This window comes from Pseudorhizobium banfieldiae, from assembly GCF_000967425.1.
GTDB lineage: Bacteria > Pseudomonadota > Alphaproteobacteria > Rhizobiales > Rhizobiaceae > Neorhizobium > Neorhizobium banfieldiae.
Genome location: NZ_FO082820.1, coordinates 828,530 through 842,576 on the forward strand (window position 1 = coordinate 828,530; position 14,047 = coordinate 842,576).

Sequence of the window (14,047 nt, forward strand, 5' to 3'; positions counted from 1 at the left end):
GACGAATGCCGATCGAACAAAGCACTCTTTCGAACGCCCATGCGCGCACCGCGGAAGAATGCCTTGCCGCTCTGGATGCCGGGCCAGGTGGTCTTGCCGCGGCCGAGGCAGAGCGTCGGCTGGCTGTCTTCGGTCCCAACCGGCTTCCGGCGGCGGAAGGACGTAGCGCCTTGCGCCGCTTTCTCGGCCAGTTCCACAATGTGCTGATCTACGTCCTCCTCGGTGCAGCCGTCGTCACGGCTGCCCTCCAGCACTGGATCGATACCGGTGTGATCCTTGCGGTCGTGCTTGCCAATGCCGTGATCGGCTTCATCCAGGAAGGCAAGGCGGAGCAGGCGATGACGGCCATCCGCAACATGCTGGCGCCGCATGCCGCGGTCCTGCGGGACGGTCGCCGTGTGACGGTGGACGGCGCGGATCTCGTGCCGGGCGACGTCGCGCTGCTGGAGGCGGGCGACAAGGTTCCCGCCGACATGCGCCTGCTCGAGGCACGTGGCCTTGCCGCCCAGGAAGCGGTGCTGACGGGTGAATCGGTTCCGGTCGACAAGGCGGTGGGGCCGGTCGCGGACGATGCGGCGCTCGGCGACCGCCGGTCCATGCTGTGGTCCGGCACGCTCGTCACCAAGGGTACCGCGCGGGGCGTGATTGTCTCCACGGGGCGGGCGACGGAAATCGGCCGGATCGGCGGGCTTCTCTCCGACGTGCAGGAGATCACCACGCCGCTCGTGCAGCAGATGGATCATTTCGCGCGGTGGCTCACATTCCTGATCCTCGTCGTTGCTGGCCTGCTCCTCGTCTACGGCTACTACGTGGGCCACCACGCATTCTCGGAAATGTTCATGGTCGTAGTCGGTATTGCCGTCGCCGCAATACCGGAAGGGCTCCCTGCCGTCATGACGATCACGCTCGCCATAGGCGTGCAGGCAATGGCCCGGCGCAACGCGATCGTGCGCCGTCTGCCGGCGATCGAGGCGATCGGTTCGGTTTCCGTGATCTGCACCGACAAGACCGGTACGCTCACGCGAAACGAGATGGTGGTGGCAGCCGTCGAGACACCCGACGGCGCATTCGAGGTCTCCGGCGAAGGCTATGCCCCTGAGGGCGAGGTGACGCCAACGGGCGACCTCCAACGCCTTGCGGCCGCCGCTGCCCATTGCAACGATGCGGCGCTCACCTTCCGGGACGACCAGTGGACGGTCGAAGGCGATCCCATGGAGGGAGCTCTTCTGGCCTTTGCGGGCAAGGTCCGCCATCCGCGCGAGGCGCGGCGGATCGATGCGATCCCCTTCGACAGCCGCCACCGCTACATGGCGGTTCTCAGCGAAAACGCCGACGGGCGCGTCACCCATGTCAAGGGCGCGCCCGAGCGAGTGCTTCGAATGTGTGCGGGGCTGGACTACGATCATTGGCACGAGCGTGCCGAGGCGATGGCGCTGCGCGGGCTGCGCGTCCTGGCGCTTGCCGAGCGACGGGAGGAAGCCGACGAGGTCGACGAGGCGAGCCTTTCCGGCAGCCTCACCTTCCTCGGCCTCGTCGGCCTGATCGATCCGCCTCGGCAGGAGTCCATAGCCGCCGTCGCCGAATGCCGTGCAGCCGGTATCCGCGTCAAGATGATCACCGGCGACCATGCCGGGACCGCCATGGCGATTGCCCGCCAGATCGGGCTAGAGAACTCCGGCCGCGTTCTGACCGGCGCCGATATTGACAGGCTCGACGACGCCCAGCTTGCCCTTGAGGTGCTGTCGGTCGACATCTTTGCCCGGACCAGTCCGGAGCACAAGCTTCGGCTGGTGACGGCGCTGCAGGCCCACGGGCTCTCGGTCGCGATGACGGGCGACGGTGTCAACGACGCGCCGGCTCTCAAGCGTGCCGATGCGGGGATTGCCATGGGCCTGAAAGGCTCGGAAGCAGCCAAGGAAGCCGCCGACCTGGTGTTGGCGGACGACAATTTCGCGACTATCGCCGCGGCCGTGCGCGAGGGCCGCACCGTCTATGACAACCTCAAAAAGGTCATCACCTGGACGCTGCCGACCAATGCCGGCGAGGCGGCGACGGTGATCCTCGCGCTGCTCGCAGGTCTCGCCTTGCCGGTCACCGCGGTCCAGATACTCTGGGTGAACCTGATAACGGCGGTCACGCTTGGTCTTGCTCTCGCTTTCGAGCCCACGGAAGCCGGCACCATGGAGCGCCCGCCGCGGCCGCGCGACATGCCGATCATGTCCGGCTTTCTGGTCTGGCAGGTGACACTGGTTGCCATTCTCTTCCTGGCGGCCGTTTTCGGTGTCTTCACCTATGCGCTCGATCGTGGCTATCCGCTTCCGCTCGCCCAGACCATGGCGATGAACATGCTCGTGGTGCTGGAAATCTTCCACCTCTTCTTCATCCGCAACATGCACGGCACCTCCCTGACATGGTCTGCGGTGCGCGGCACGCCTGTCGTGTGGCTGGTGGTCGTCATCGTTGTCCTGGCACAGTTCGCGGTCACTTACCTGCCGCCCCTGCAGGCGATCCTCGGCACGCAGTCCGTTCCGCTGGCGGACGGCTTCCTCATCGTCGCGATTGGAGCCGTTTCCTTCACCATCACCGAGATCGAAAAGCAGATCCGTCTGGGTCTGATGAAGCGAAACTCGGGCAAGGTGTCGGCCTCTGATGACTTGTGATGCGGTTGGGACTTCCGGGCCGGAGGTGTAGCGTCGGAATCTGGTGCCCCCGTTCCTGTTGAAAGCCGCGAAGGAGGCTGGATGGCCCATCATCACCACCACCACGGCAGCGAGGCCGGCGACCGCCGGATGATCTGGGCGATCGGCGTCAACCTCGCTCTTACTCTCGCGCAGATCGCCGGTGGCATCCTCTCCGGCAGCCTGTCGCTGATCGCCGACGCCCTCCACAATTTCAGCGATGCAGCCTCGCTGGTCATCGCCGCCTTTGCGCGGCGTATCGCCCGCCGTCCCTCCGACGCGACGATGACCTTCGGCTACGTCCGGGCGGAGGTGGTGGCGGCGCTCATCAACTACACGACGCTGATCGTCATCGGCCTCTACCTCGTCTACGAGGCGGTAATGCGCTTCATCACGCCCGAGCCGATCGAGGGCTGGATCGTCGTCGGCGTAGCGGTCGTGGCGCTGCTGATCGACCTCGTCACGGCGCTTCTGACCTACACCATGTCGAAGGAGAGCATGAACATCCGCGCCGCCTTCGTCCACAATGTGGCCGATGCGCTTGGATCGGTCGGCGTCATCATCGCCGGTACGCTCATTCTCCTCTATGACTGGCAGATCGTCGATCCGATCGTCACCCTCGCGATCGCCGGCTACATTCTCTGGCAGGCGTTTGCCGAAATCGGCGGGGCGATCCGCATGCTGATGCTGGGCACGCCTCCTGACGTCGACGTGGCGCAACTGATCGAGAGGCTCTGCGGCATAGAGGGCGTGACCGACATCCACCACGTCCACGTCTTCGCCATCGACGAACGGTTGACGGCGATGGAGGCTCACGTGGTGGTGGCAGAGGGCCACGGCGAGACGGCGGACGCTGTCAGGAACCGTCTGAAGCAGATCGCCAACGCGGAATTCGGCATTGCCCATTCCACGCTTGAACTGACCATTGGCAGGTCATGCTGCGAGGCAGGCGAGGCGAAGGTCATCGGCCACCGCACCGGGCGATCAGCGGGGACGGATGGCTCGAACGGCCATCAACACTGACCGTCGTCGTCGCGGCTAGCTGCGATGCTCCCGCGAGAAGGCGGCAATCTCCGCTTCCGCCTCCGCTCCCCAAAGGTCGAGCGCCTTGAGGATCTCGATCGTGAACGTCACCGGCGCACTGCCCGGCGCGGTAACGACGCCCGCATGCGAGACCGCCTGCGGCTGGTCGCGGTAGAGCGCCTCGCCGCGATAGGCCGCCTGCCGCTTGTGCGACGCGAGTGAGTTTCCGGTATGGGCGACACTGTTCAGGATGCCCGTGGCCGCAAGCACGCTCGCGGCCGCGCAGATGCCCGCCACGACCTTCCCGGCAGCGTGGAATGCCTGCACATGCGCGGTGAAATCGGGAGCTTCCTCCGTTTCCCAGGCGAGGCCGCCGGGGATCACCAGCGCGTCGAAGACCGCCGGGTCGAGCACATCGTAGGCAAGATCCGACGTGATCCTCATGCCGCCCATCGAAACGACGGCGTCGCCGTCCGGGGAGGCGGTCACGACATCCGCCTGGAGATAGCTGCGTGCCACCGCCATCAGCAGCGCGCATTCCCAATCTGCGAAATGCGGCGTCAGTGCAATGGCGATGCGGGTCATCTCGGTTTCCTCAGGATCAGGCGATTGCCTGCATGTAGCGCATGCCGGTCACCGGGCGCGGGCGGAAGTCCAACTGCTCGTAGAAGCGGTGGGCGGCGAAATTACCGGTGGCGGCGCTGACGGAAAGATAATCGCAGCCGGCAGTGCGGGCAATCTCGCGGGCCCGCGAAACGAGATGGTGGCCGATGCCGTTGCCGCGCTGGCCGTCGCGGACGAAAAGGTGGTGAAGGTCCATGCCGCGGGTGCCGGTATCGGCCCTGTAGAGTGGCACGAGGATGGCGTATCCCATCAGACCCTCGCCGCTGTCGGCCACCAGCGCCTGGATCCACGGCATCGGGCCGAACAGGTCCCGCTCCAGCTTGTCTGGCGTCATTCCGGCAGCATCGCCATGATGGGCAGCGAGAAGCGCGATCATCTCGTTGACCTCGGGAAGATCATGGCGCTTGGCGGCGCGAATGGTGACGACCGCCGGGCGGGGAAGGGTGATTTCGGTATCTTCGGTCATTTCAGCTTCCTCTGGGTATTTGTGCCGTCAGGAGGAGCCGTCTTGAAACAACAAAGCCGCCTGACGGCGGCTTGTTGACATTGTGATCTGTCGAGCCGCCCGTTACCGGTAGGCCCAAAAATACGTGCAGGAGATGGGTGCGCGTGCGTTGATCATGGCGAAGTAGATGCGCCGGTTTTCAGAGGTTGTCAAGCCGCATCATCCGACCAGCCTTCGGGGGCCCTACGCCGCCTTCAGGGTAAAATCGATGCGAACCTCGTCATAGGGAAAACTGACTTTCCCGGCTGCAGTCCTGTCTAGGATGCCGGCGGAGACAAGTGCGGTGACGTCGCCATGAACGGCTTTGATGTCACGACCGACCCTCCGCGCGACCTCGCGAACGGCCATGGCACCTTGACCTGCCATGGCCTGTAGGATTTCCAGCCGCTTGACCGTCAGGACCTTCCAGAGAAGATCAATGGACACAAAGTCGATGCGTGTCCCCTGCGCGTGTCCGCCGAAGGCCGCAGCCACCTGCCGTTTGGTCTCCTGGATAGAGGAAAGGCCAAGCGTCACGACTGAGTGTGATCCTTCATCCATAGTTCGACGTCCTTCCAGAAATCGTCCTGCAGTCGCTCCAAATCCACATAAGCGTAATCGACCTCATCGTGGCCCAGGTGATTATGATCTCCCTTGCCGGCTTCGTTGTCGTATCGCAGTACACAGGTCTCGTTCGAGACCAGCGCCAGGCTGTACTTGATGTTGTGCGGGCTGCCACGAACCGGCTTCGGCACCTGCCATATCCTGATATCCACGAAGCATGTCTCCGTAAGGGTCAGACGTTTCCGCAGCAGAAGCTTCGCCTTCATCGTTGGAGTTTGCTACAACGTCGCTCTCCCGTCAATGTTCCGCCTCGCACATGCCGTGGTCGGAAAGCGCCCGGATCACGTAGCAGTCCTCGACCGAATGGCCGCTGCAGTGGGAGACGATTCGCTCCAGCTCCTGTTCCAGCTTGCTGAGCTTGGCAATCTTCTCCCGCACCGCAGCCAGGTGTTCCTCGGCAATGCGGTCAGCGCCAGCGCAGGGCGCGTCCGGGTGGCGGCTGAGCGCAATCAGGTCGCGGATCGCTGGAATGTCGAAGCCGAGGTCGCGGGCATGGCGGATGAAGGCGAGGCGCTCGAGGTCGCTCTTCTCGTACCGCCGCTGGTTTCCCTCGGACCGGTGGGCGGCGCTGATCAACCCCATCTGCTCGTAATAGCGGATGGTCGGCACCTTCACCCCGGTGCGCCGCGAAAGATCACCGATCGAATACATTTTCCGTGATTCCTCTTGAACCTATAGTGGCTAGAGGGATTAGTTATGGCGTCACCAAAGGACATGCAAGGAAGGGTGACGATCATGAGTGCGTGCTGCGGCCACGAGAACACGACCTTCGAGGGGCTTTCGCCCGACTACAAGCGACGGCTCTGGGCCGTCATCGCCATCAATGCGACGATGTTCGCGGTCGAGATGACGGCCGGCCAGATGGCGCGCTCGCAGGCGCTGCAGGCAGATGCGCTGGATTTCTTTGCCGATGCCGTGACCTACGGGATCTCGCTCGCCGTCATCGGCGCCTCGATCCGCGTCCGCACCACCGCCGCTGCGGCCAAGGGGATCAGCCTCTTCCTGATGGGGCTCTGGGTCTTCGGCTCGACGATCTGGCGGGTCTTCTACAATGGCGTCCCGGAGGCCCCGATCATGGGCGTGATCGGCCTCCTTGCGCTTGCCGCCAACCTCCTGAGCGTCCTCCTGCTGGTGAACTACAAGGATGGCGACGCCAATGTCCGCTCCGTCTGGCTCTGCTCCCGCAACGATGCGATCGGCAATGTCATCGTCATGATCGCCGCCCTCGGCGTCTGGGGAACGGCCACGGCATGGCCCGACCTCGCGGTCGCCGCCATCATGGCGGGCCTGTTTGTGTCCTCCTCGGTCCAGATCCTGCAGCAGTCCTGGCGGGAATGGGAGTCAGGCGGCGCGGTGTCGCTCGATCCCCATGCGGGTCACAGCCATGGTGCGGAAAGCGGGATGAACAGGGAGGCAGGTGCATGTGGCGCCGCGTCCGCTTGCTGCGGTGACAGCCATTCGCCTGCCGAGCGTGAGGTGCATCGATGAAGAAGTGATGCGGCCCTCCGGGCCGCAGGAAGATCAAAACTCGCCGAACTCGCGGTAACGCTCCGCCACCCATTCCTCGCCACGCGGCGAAACGGTGGAGGGACGCGATGTCTCGGGCTCGGCCCGGACGGTCTTGCTTCCATCGCCGACGATCCAGAGCGCGTTTGCGAGGGAGGTGGAAAGGAGCGTGCTGCTCTCGACCGTCGAAGCACTCAATCTCGTCGGCGCTTCGTTCTCCCGAAGTGCCGATTCCTCGGGCCGGCGCTCGACGTCGGATGACCGGCTCTGATAGTTATAGCTGCTGAGGCCACTCTCGATCTTCATGGAAGACCCCTAGGTTCAATCGTTAATAAATGGTTAACGCTGGAACCTTGCGCGAACCTTGCGGCGAAGGCGGGTAGGGCGAATCAGACTCTTGACAGATTCGTGAATAGCAGCATGCGCTGATTTGCGTCCGTGGGTTGTGCAATCCACTCTCGTCAGTCGGCGTGGCGCTCAGACGCCGGCCTCCGCCACGAGACGCTCCCGATCGGGTTCGAATTCCAGCTTCTCCAGCGATCGTCTCTGCGCGATCATCGCGAGCCGTCGCGCGGCAGGCCGCATCTCCGGATGCGCGGCCGTGGCAACCGCCGCCAGCGCCTTCTGCAGGCGGATGGACACTTCGACCAGGCCCGCCCCGTCGCGCGATATCGGCATGAAGGCTGCGTCGATGAGATCGTCTTCCCGCAACTGTGGAAGGTGGATGTGCGGGTAGGAGATATCTCTGTCCTCCTGGTCCCGCTCCTCCTTGCCATCCGGAACCAGCACCCGCACCAGGGTGGCGAGAACGTCGATCGCCGTTCCGGGATCGTTGATGCCGGGGGAGAGTGCGCGCGAGCCGATCTCGGACAGGGCGATCAGGCCGAAGCGTGGGTCCTGGTCGTAGGATCGGCGCGGGCCGAGCGTGAAGGCCGCCCGGATTCCTGCCGTCAGCGCCGCATCATAGGTGGCACTTGCATCGTGCAGGACGACGGAGGCGATGGGGGTGGAGGGATCGCAATGTCCGCCGGGCCGCCGTCGCACATAGATGTCCAGGTCACCCTTCTCGGCAATGGCCGAAAGGGCCTTCACATCGAGATGCTGCAGGTAGCCGACGCTGTCATGCTGAATCTCGATTGCCCCGTCAGGCACGTCCTGAAGCAAGGGCACGCAGCCGAGATAGGGCGTGCGACGGTGGGCCCGGTAAGCCCGCGCGACGGCTTTCTCCACCCGGGTGATCGTCTCGCCGACCCGCCCGAGGCCCGCAAGATGGTCGATCCATTGCAGGAGGGTGACGACGATCAGCACCACCACGACCAGCGTCGCGATGAACAGGATGAAGCGCCCGCCCGCTCCGTAGAGCTCGGTGTTGAGCGCGATCAGGCCGACGAGAGAGAAGAGAAAGCTGCCGAGAAAGGTGGAAAGCGCCCGCTGCGCAGTCGTATCCTCAAGAAGCAGGGAGGTCGCGCGCGGCGTGGTGCTGGATGAGGCGGCCGTGGTGGCCGATACGAGGGTGGTCATGGAGAAGGTCGTCACCGCCAGCATGCTGGAGGCGATGATCGACAGGATGGAATCGACCGCATCGACACCGACCTTTCGCGGCAGGTCGGAGGGCATGTAGGGATCGGCGAGGATCGCCGCCACGGCCACCGCAACACCCACGACGCAATAGAGCGCCGCGCGGACCCAGAGCCGCCGCAGGTAGCGCACGAGGATCCACCATCGCCTCGAAATCATGTCCGTCCCCACCGCTCCGTTTCAACGTCAATTCGGCAAGCGGTACGGAAGTTCCACCCGCCTCGTGGAGCGCAGCCGGGCGATGGGCAGCGGTGCCTACGTCTTCCCGGCCACTTTGATGGCGAAGGCATATTCGAAGGCGATCTCCTCCAGCCGTTGGAATCGGCCGGACTTGCCGCCATGGCCGGCCGCCATGTTGGTCTTCAGCAGGTAGGGGCCGGCGTCCGGCGCCTTCTCGCGCAGCTTGGCGATCCATTTTGTCGGCTCCCAGTAGGTGACGCGCGGGTCGGTCAGGCCGGAAAGTGCCAGGATTGGCGGGTAGGGCCTGGCGCCGACATTGTCATAGGGGCTGTAGGCGGCGATCCATCGGTATTCCTCTTCCGACTCAAGCGGATTGCCCCATTCCGGCCATTCCGGCGGCGTGAGCGGCAGCGTGTCGTCGAGCATGGTATTGAGCACGTCGACGAAGGGAACGGCGGCGATAACGCCCGCGAACTTCTCCGGCGCCATGTTTGCGATCGACCCCATCAGCATCCCGCCCGCCGATCCGCCCTCGGCGATGATGTTCGCGTAGGAGGTGAACTTCTGCTCCACAAGATGATCAGCCGCGGCGATGAAGTCCTTGAAGGTGTTCTCCTTCTTCTTCATCTTCCCGTCTTCGTACCAGGCAAATCCCTTGTCCTTGCCGCCGCGGATATGGGCGATGGCATAGACGAAGCCGCGGTCGGCGAGCGAGAGTGCATTGGTGGAGAAACTGGCGGGGATCGTTATCCCGTAGGCGCCGTAGCCGTAGAGCAGGCAGGGCGCCGAACCGTCGAGCGGCGTATCCTTGCGGTACAGCAGCGAGACCGGCACCAGTTCTCCGTCATGCGCCGGCGCCATCACCCGGCGGGTCACGTAGTCGTCCGGATTATGCCCGGACGGCACTTCCTGCGTCTTCAAAAGCACCCGCTCGCGTGTCGACATATTGTAGTCGAAGAGCTGGGAGGGCGTCGTCATCGAGGAATAGGAGAAGCGGATGACGTCAGTGTCGTATTCCGCCGCACCCTGCAGCCCAAGCGAATAAGCCTCTTCGGCGAAGGAGATGGCATGCTCCTCGCCACTCTGCCGGTCGCGAATGACGATCTGCGGCAGCCCGTCCTTGCGCTGCAGCCAGACGAGGTGCCGGGCAAATGCCATGTGGCTGATGATCAGCCGCCCCGGCTCGTGCGCCACGACCTCGCGCCAGTTCGCCTTGCCTGGCGCCTCAACCGGCGCTTCCATGATCTTGAAATCCTTGGCACCGCCGTCATTGGTGAGGATGTAGAAGACGTCACCGCCCTCCGTCATCGAATATTCGATGCCCTCGACCCGCTCGGCCACCAGCACCGGCTCCGCCATCAGGTCCTTGGTCGAGAGGAGGCGGTATTCCGAGGTCTCGTGGTCGTGCACGTCGATATAGATGAAGTCGTCCAGCAGCGAGCCGCCGACGCCCATGAAGAAGCCCGGGTCCTTTTCCTCGTAGACCAGCCGGTCTTGGGACTGCGGCTGGCCTACAATGTGGTGGAAGACCTTCGACGGGCGGTGGTTCTCGTCCTGCAGCGTGTAGAAGAAGCTCTTGCCGTCCGGCGCCCAGACGCCGCCGCCACCGGTGTTCTCGATCACGTCCGGAAGGTCTTCTCCGCTCTCCAGGTCGCGGATCCTCAACGTGAAATATTCCGACCCCTTGTCGTCATAGCCCCAGATGCCGAAGCGGTGGTCGGTCGTGTGGTCGAGGCCCGCCAGCCGGAAATAGTCCTTGCCGCTGGCCTCCTTGTCGCCGTCGAGAAGCAGCTTGCGGCTCGCCTCGTCCTTGTGGTCGGCGTCGCGGGGGATGCGGAAGTAGCGCGGCTGCTCGCCGCCGGTCACATAGGCGGTGCCATAGGCGAAGGCACCGTCCTTCATCGGCACGGAGGAATCATCCTCCTTGATCCGGCCCTTCATCTCGGCAAACAGCGTCTTCTGCAGCGCCGCCGTGTCTGCCATGGCGGCTTCCATATAGGCGTTCTCCGCCTCCAGGTGGCGCCGCAGTTCCGGGTCGAGCAGGCTCGGGTCCTTGAACATCGCCTGCCAGTTCTCGGCCCGCATCCAGGCATAGTCGTCGGTGCGGGCGATCCCGTGGCGCGTATCGGAAACGGGCTTCCTGTCGGCAAGGGGCGGGGAGGGCAGGTTCTGGAAGACGGGCTTTCGGGAGACGGCCAAGGAAGCACTCCGGTTTTTGGAAACGGAATGCCACAGATAGGCGGCGGGTCGCCGGGAGGCAAGCGGCGGCGTGAGCTTGCCGGGTCGCCCCGAACTCACCCCGGCAGGTGCGGTACCGTGCGGCGTTCCGGAAACAGTTCGTTGGCGATCGTCATGACGATCAGCGACAGCGGCAGGGCGAGCATGGCGCCGACTGCGCCCCACATCCAGGTCCAGAAGATGATGGCGATGAACACCAGGAAGGGGTTGATCTCCCACTGGCGGCCCATGATGGCGGGAAAGATCAGGTTCTCCATGATCAGGTGCACGATGAAGAAGACGAAGGCGGGCATCAGCCCGACAATCAGCGTGTCATGCGTCAGCACCCCGCCGAGCGCCACTGAGAAGGTCATCAGCGTGATGCCGAGATAGGGGATGAAGCTGGAGATGAAGGCGAAGATCCCCCACATGGCCGGCGCCGCGAGACCGCCCAGATAGGCGATCACCGTCATCGAAATGCCGAGGCCGAGATAGAGCATGCTGGCGGTGGCAAAATAATAGCCGAGCACCTCCTCCATCGAGTTCAGGACGCGGATGGCGATCAGCCGCTGCCGGCGCTGCGGGAAGGCCATGATGACCGTGCGCCTCAGCCTGACGCGGCCATAGAGGAAGAGCAGCAGCGCCGCGAAGAAGATCATCGCCTGGATGACGGCGGGCGCCAGGCTGGCGCTCAGGATCGCCAGTACGCTGCTACTGTTTTCCAGCAGCTTCTCCATCGACATCGGACCCGTCTCGAAAGTCGCCGCGCTGATGTTCAGCCATTCCATCCGCTCGAGATAGGGAAGCATCCGGTCTATCGTCTGTTCGACGAGGTCCGGGCCGCTGTTGATGAAGAAGGCGACCGGCTCCGCCAGCGCATAGACGATCAGGAACATGACGGCGGCCACGGCAGATGAAAGCGTGATCGCGATGCCGAAGCGCGGTATGCCTAGCTCCCCCAGTCGTTCCGCGGCCATGCCGAGGATGATGCCCACCACGATTGCCAGCGTGATCGGGATCAGGACGAGCTTCATGTAGGAGATGAGGGCCAGGCCGGCGAGACAGAAGAGGCCGATCAGCGCCCAGCTGGCGGCCACCTCGAGGGCGGCGCGGCCGAGCGGGGAGAATTCGGTAGGATCGGCCTCGTCCTCGAGCTTGGCGCTTTCGGCCTTTGCGACCACAAGGTCTGCTGCTGTCCTGATCGGCCTGCGGCCACTGCCGCTGTCTGAAGTCGCCATGTGTCGAGTCCCCGGTGCGCGCCGTCAACGCGCGGCGCGAATACCGGTTCCGGACGCTACGCCGAAAGGGTGATGCCGATGTTCCACGGATCCCTGATCGCCCAGCCTTTGTCCGTTTGCTGCATCGGGATTTGCTTCTCCCGGAGGCTGGCAAGCGTTGATTCAAAGGTTGCGACATCATTGTAGTGCAGCCGGTAGCCGGCGAGCCCTCTCATGTTTTCCCCCCTCGGTTCCGCCTTGCGGCTGTTCCAGATGTTGGCGGCGACATGATGATGATATCCGCCCGTGGCCATGAAGCTCCCGCCCGGATAATGCGCCATCACCTTGAGGCCGAGAATGTCACGGTAGAAGCCCTCTGCCTGCGCGACGTCCCCCACCTGCAGGTGAATGTGGCCGACCGCCGTGCCATCCGCCATTCCTGCGAATGGCTTGCCGGGCGTCTCCGCAAGCAGCGCCCGAAGGTCCAGCCGCTCGGTCGCCATCTCGACCGTCCCGTCTTCGTGGTAGGTCCACTCGTCCGGGCGGCGGTCACGATAGATCTCTATGCCGTTGCCTTCCGGGTCGGAAAGATAAAGTGCCTCGCTCACCAGGTGGTCGGACGCCCCTTCGAGCCGCACGTTCTGTTCGCCGGCATGGGAGAGCCAGTGTGCCAGGTCGGCGCGTGTCGGCAGAAGGAACGCGATGTGGAACAGGCCCGCCGCCGATCGCGGCGCGGGGACCGCGTCGCGGCGTTCGGTCAGTGTCAGCAGCGGTCGTCCGCCGACGCCGAGCACATCCTTGCCGGCATGCTGCTCGATCGGCGCGAGGCCGATCACTCGCTGATAGAAGGAAGAGACGGTGGACAGATCGCCGACCGTCAGTTCGACGTGGTCGACGAAGGCGGGCGTGGACAGAGCAAAGGACGAACCTTCGGTCATGGCAATTCTCCTGCGCGTGAAGCCTGGTTCGCCCTAATATGGCGGCTCGAGATCGTTCAATAAAGATCGCTGATGCTAGACAAGACGTTCAGTGAAAGTTGACAATGCTTCTGTCGAACTTGATCCCGATCAATGCAGGGTCGATGAAAAGTCGAAGATTGGAAAGCACTGGATGAACGCGGGACCGAAGGAGCCCATCATGTACAGCAAGATCATCGTCGCGGTCGACGTCGCAGCCATCGAGAAAGCCGAACGGATCGTCCCGCGAGCGGTGCAACTGCGTCGCGAGGGTGGCAAGATCCTGCTCGTCGGTGTGGTGGAAGACCTGCCGGGCTATGTGCTCGCCGAAGTGCCGGCCAGCATCTCGCTGGATGCCCGGCGTGATGCGGAGGCGAAGCTGGATGAACTTCGCAAGCGGCACGGGCTCGATGCCGAGATGGAAGTGCGCCAGGGTGCGCCGGCGAGGGAGCTTCTGGCCGCGGCAGCGGAACACAAGGCCGACCTCATCATCCTGGCCTCGCACCGTCCGGACCTCTCCAACTATTTCCTCGGCGCCACGGCCGACCGCGTGGTTCGTCACGCCCAGTGCTCGGTGCTCGTGGACCGCTGAGCCCGCATCAAGTGAGAATGAAAGAAGGATACTGATTGATGGACATCGCCAGGTACAAGGCCATTCTGACGGAGCGCAAGCGGGAACTCGATACCCGCCTGCACAAGATCGAAGAGGACTTCGAGCAGCCGCGCAATCCTGATGATGACGACCGCGCTGTCGAACGCAACAATGACGAGGTCCTGGGAGAACTCGGCGAAGCTGGCCAGAAGGAGCTTGCCGCGATCGATGCCGCACTCGGCCGGATTGCCGCCGGTACCTTCGGAACTTGCGTGAAGTGTGGTGAGCCGATTTCCGAGGAGCGCCTCGACGTCGTTCCGCATACGCCGTTCTGCAAGACCTGCGCGGCCACTCTTTGACAGCTTGAA

The 14,047-nt window shown here is 63.9% G+C and carries 15 protein-coding genes; 5 read left to right on the forward strand and 10 right to left on the reverse strand.

Going from position 1 to position 14,047, the window contains the following annotated elements:
* Positions 1–5: 5 nt before the first annotated feature.
* Positions 6–2,660, forward strand: coding sequence for a cation-transporting P-type ATPase (locus NT26_RS03930; RefSeq protein WP_052637493.1), 2,655 nt, complete (start codon positions 6–8; stop codon positions 2,658–2,660).
* Between the two features lie 81 nt (positions 2,661–2,741).
* Positions 2,742–3,701, forward strand: coding sequence for a cation diffusion facilitator family transporter (locus NT26_RS03935; protein WP_052637495.1), 960 nt, complete (start codon positions 2,742–2,744; stop codon positions 3,699–3,701).
* A gap of 15 nt (positions 3,702–3,716) precedes the next feature.
* Here NT26_RS03935 and NT26_RS03940 read toward each other — a convergent pair whose 3' ends face one another.
* The 5 genes from NT26_RS03940 to NT26_RS03960 all read right to left on the reverse strand — a co-directional run bounded on the left by NT26_RS03940 (position 3,717) and on the right by NT26_RS03960 (position 6,084).
* Positions 3,717–4,286 carry a type 1 glutamine amidotransferase family protein gene (locus tag NT26_RS03940; protein ID WP_052637497.1) on the reverse strand — a complete coding sequence of 190 codons (570 nt, stop codon included), beginning with the start codon at positions 4,284–4,286 and terminating at the stop codon, positions 3,717–3,719.
* Between the two features lie 16 nt (positions 4,287–4,302).
* The gene (locus tag NT26_RS03945) at positions 4,303–4,791 is read right to left on the reverse strand and encodes a GNAT family N-acetyltransferase (RefSeq protein ID WP_052637499.1); all 489 of its coding nucleotides are present in this window, start codon (positions 4,789–4,791) and stop codon (positions 4,303–4,305) included.
* 222 nt (positions 4,792–5,013) lie between these two features.
* Complete coding sequence (locus tag NT26_RS03950) at positions 5,014–5,370, reverse strand: HVO_A0114 family putative DNA-binding protein (RefSeq protein ID WP_052637501.1); 357 nt, start codon at positions 5,368–5,370, stop codon at positions 5,014–5,016.
* A complete protein-coding gene (locus tag NT26_RS03955; RefSeq protein ID WP_052637503.1) occupies positions 5,343–5,639 on the reverse strand; it encodes a toxin-antitoxin system TumE family protein in 297 nt (98 codons plus the stop codon). Before NT26_RS03955 ends, NT26_RS03950 begins: the two co-directional genes overlap by 28 nt.
* 31 nt (positions 5,640–5,670) lie before the next feature.
* A complete protein-coding gene (locus NT26_RS03960) occupies positions 5,671–6,084 on the reverse strand; it encodes a MerR family transcriptional regulator (RefSeq protein ID WP_052637505.1) in 414 nt (137 codons plus the stop codon).
* Positions 6,085–6,168: 84 nt separating this feature from the next.
* On the opposite strand from NT26_RS03960, the gene NT26_RS03965 reads away from it, so the two are divergent.
* Positions 6,169–6,921 carry a cation efflux transmembrane domain-containing protein gene (locus NT26_RS03965; protein WP_082077627.1) on the forward strand — a complete coding sequence of 251 codons (753 nt, stop codon included), beginning with the start codon at positions 6,169–6,171 and terminating at the stop codon, positions 6,919–6,921.
* A gap of 33 nt (positions 6,922–6,954) precedes the next feature.
* On the opposite strand, the gene NT26_RS03970 is transcribed toward NT26_RS03965, so the two are convergent.
* The 5 genes from NT26_RS03970 to NT26_RS03990 all read right to left on the reverse strand — a co-directional run bounded on the left by NT26_RS03970 (position 6,955) and on the right by NT26_RS03990 (position 13,069).
* On the reverse strand, positions 6,955–7,245 hold the full coding sequence (locus NT26_RS03970; protein ID WP_052637506.1) for a hypothetical protein: 291 nt from the start codon (positions 7,243–7,245) through the stop codon (positions 6,955–6,957).
* A gap of 171 nt (positions 7,246–7,416) precedes the next feature.
* A complete protein-coding gene (locus tag NT26_RS03975; RefSeq protein ID WP_052637508.1) occupies positions 7,417–8,676 on the reverse strand; it encodes a DUF2254 domain-containing protein in 1,260 nt (419 codons plus the stop codon).
* A 96-nt stretch (positions 8,677–8,772) separates the two neighbouring features.
* On the reverse strand, positions 8,773–10,896 hold the full coding sequence (locus NT26_RS03980) for a S9 family peptidase (protein WP_052637511.1): 2,124 nt from the start codon (positions 10,894–10,896) through the stop codon (positions 8,773–8,775).
* A 95-nt stretch (positions 10,897–10,991) separates the two neighbouring features.
* Positions 10,992–12,152 (reverse strand): AI-2E family transporter, encoded by a 1,161-nt coding sequence (locus NT26_RS03985; RefSeq protein WP_052637513.1) that lies wholly within the window; start codon positions 12,150–12,152, stop codon positions 10,992–10,994.
* Positions 12,153–12,208: 56 nt separating this feature from the next.
* Entirely contained in the window at positions 12,209–13,069 is an 861-nt protein-coding gene (locus NT26_RS03990; protein ID WP_052637515.1) for a VOC family protein, read from the reverse strand.
* 199 nt (positions 13,070–13,268) lie between these two features.
* Between NT26_RS03990 and NT26_RS03995 the strand changes: the two genes are divergently transcribed.
* Both NT26_RS03995 and NT26_RS04000 read left to right on the forward strand, forming a co-directional pair.
* Positions 13,269–13,679: a universal stress protein gene (locus NT26_RS03995; RefSeq protein WP_052641845.1), complete on the forward strand. Its 411-nt coding sequence runs from the start codon at positions 13,269–13,271 to the stop codon at positions 13,677–13,679.
* 38 nt (positions 13,680–13,717) lie between these two features.
* Complete coding sequence (locus tag NT26_RS04000) at positions 13,718–14,038, forward strand: TraR/DksA family transcriptional regulator (RefSeq protein WP_052637518.1); 321 nt, start codon at positions 13,718–13,720, stop codon at positions 14,036–14,038.
* Positions 14,039–14,047: the final 9 nt, after the last annotated feature.

What these genes read in the sequence shown, in the direction of transcription:
- NT26_RS03990 (WP_052637515.1), bottom strand. Translation starts at nt 13,069, where the DNA reads ATGACCGAAGGTTCGTCCTTTGCTCTGTCCACGCCCGCCTTCGTCGAC.
- NT26_RS03955 (WP_052637503.1), bottom strand. Translation starts at nt 5,639, where the DNA reads ATGAAGGCGAAGCTTCTGCTGCGGAAACGTCTGACCCTTACGGAGACA.
- NT26_RS03945 (WP_052637499.1), bottom strand. Translation starts at nt 4,791, where the DNA reads ATGACCGAAGATACCGAAATCACCCTTCCCCGCCCGGCGGTCGTCACC.
- NT26_RS03965 (WP_082077627.1), top strand. Translation starts at nt 6,169, where the DNA reads ATGAGTGCGTGCTGCGGCCACGAGAACACGACCTTCGAGGGGCTTTCG.
- NT26_RS03985 (WP_052637513.1), bottom strand. Translation starts at nt 12,152, where the DNA reads ATGGCGACTTCAGACAGCGGCAGTGGCCGCAGGCCGATCAGGACAGCA.
- NT26_RS03940 (WP_052637497.1), bottom strand. Translation starts at nt 4,286, where the DNA reads ATGACCCGCATCGCCATTGCACTGACGCCGCATTTCGCAGATTGGGAA.
- NT26_RS03995 (WP_052641845.1), top strand. Translation starts at nt 13,269, where the DNA reads ATGTACAGCAAGATCATCGTCGCGGTCGACGTCGCAGCCATCGAGAAA.
- NT26_RS03960 (WP_052637505.1), bottom strand. Translation starts at nt 6,084, where the DNA reads ATGTATTCGATCGGTGATCTTTCGCGGCGCACCGGGGTGAAGGTGCCG.
- NT26_RS03975 (WP_052637508.1), bottom strand. Translation starts at nt 8,676, where the DNA reads ATGATTTCGAGGCGATGGTGGATCCTCGTGCGCTACCTGCGGCGGCTC.
- NT26_RS03970 (WP_052637506.1), bottom strand. Translation starts at nt 7,245, where the DNA reads ATGAAGATCGAGAGTGGCCTCAGCAGCTATAACTATCAGAGCCGGTCA.
- NT26_RS03935 (WP_052637495.1), top strand. Translation starts at nt 2,742, where the DNA reads ATGGCCCATCATCACCACCACCACGGCAGCGAGGCCGGCGACCGCCGG.
- NT26_RS03950 (WP_052637501.1), bottom strand. Translation starts at nt 5,370, where the DNA reads ATGGATGAAGGATCACACTCAGTCGTGACGCTTGGCCTTTCCTCTATC.
- NT26_RS04000 (WP_052637518.1), top strand. Translation starts at nt 13,718, where the DNA reads ATGGACATCGCCAGGTACAAGGCCATTCTGACGGAGCGCAAGCGGGAA.
- NT26_RS03930 (WP_052637493.1), top strand. Translation starts at nt 6, where the DNA reads ATGCCGATCGAACAAAGCACTCTTTCGAACGCCCATGCGCGCACCGCG.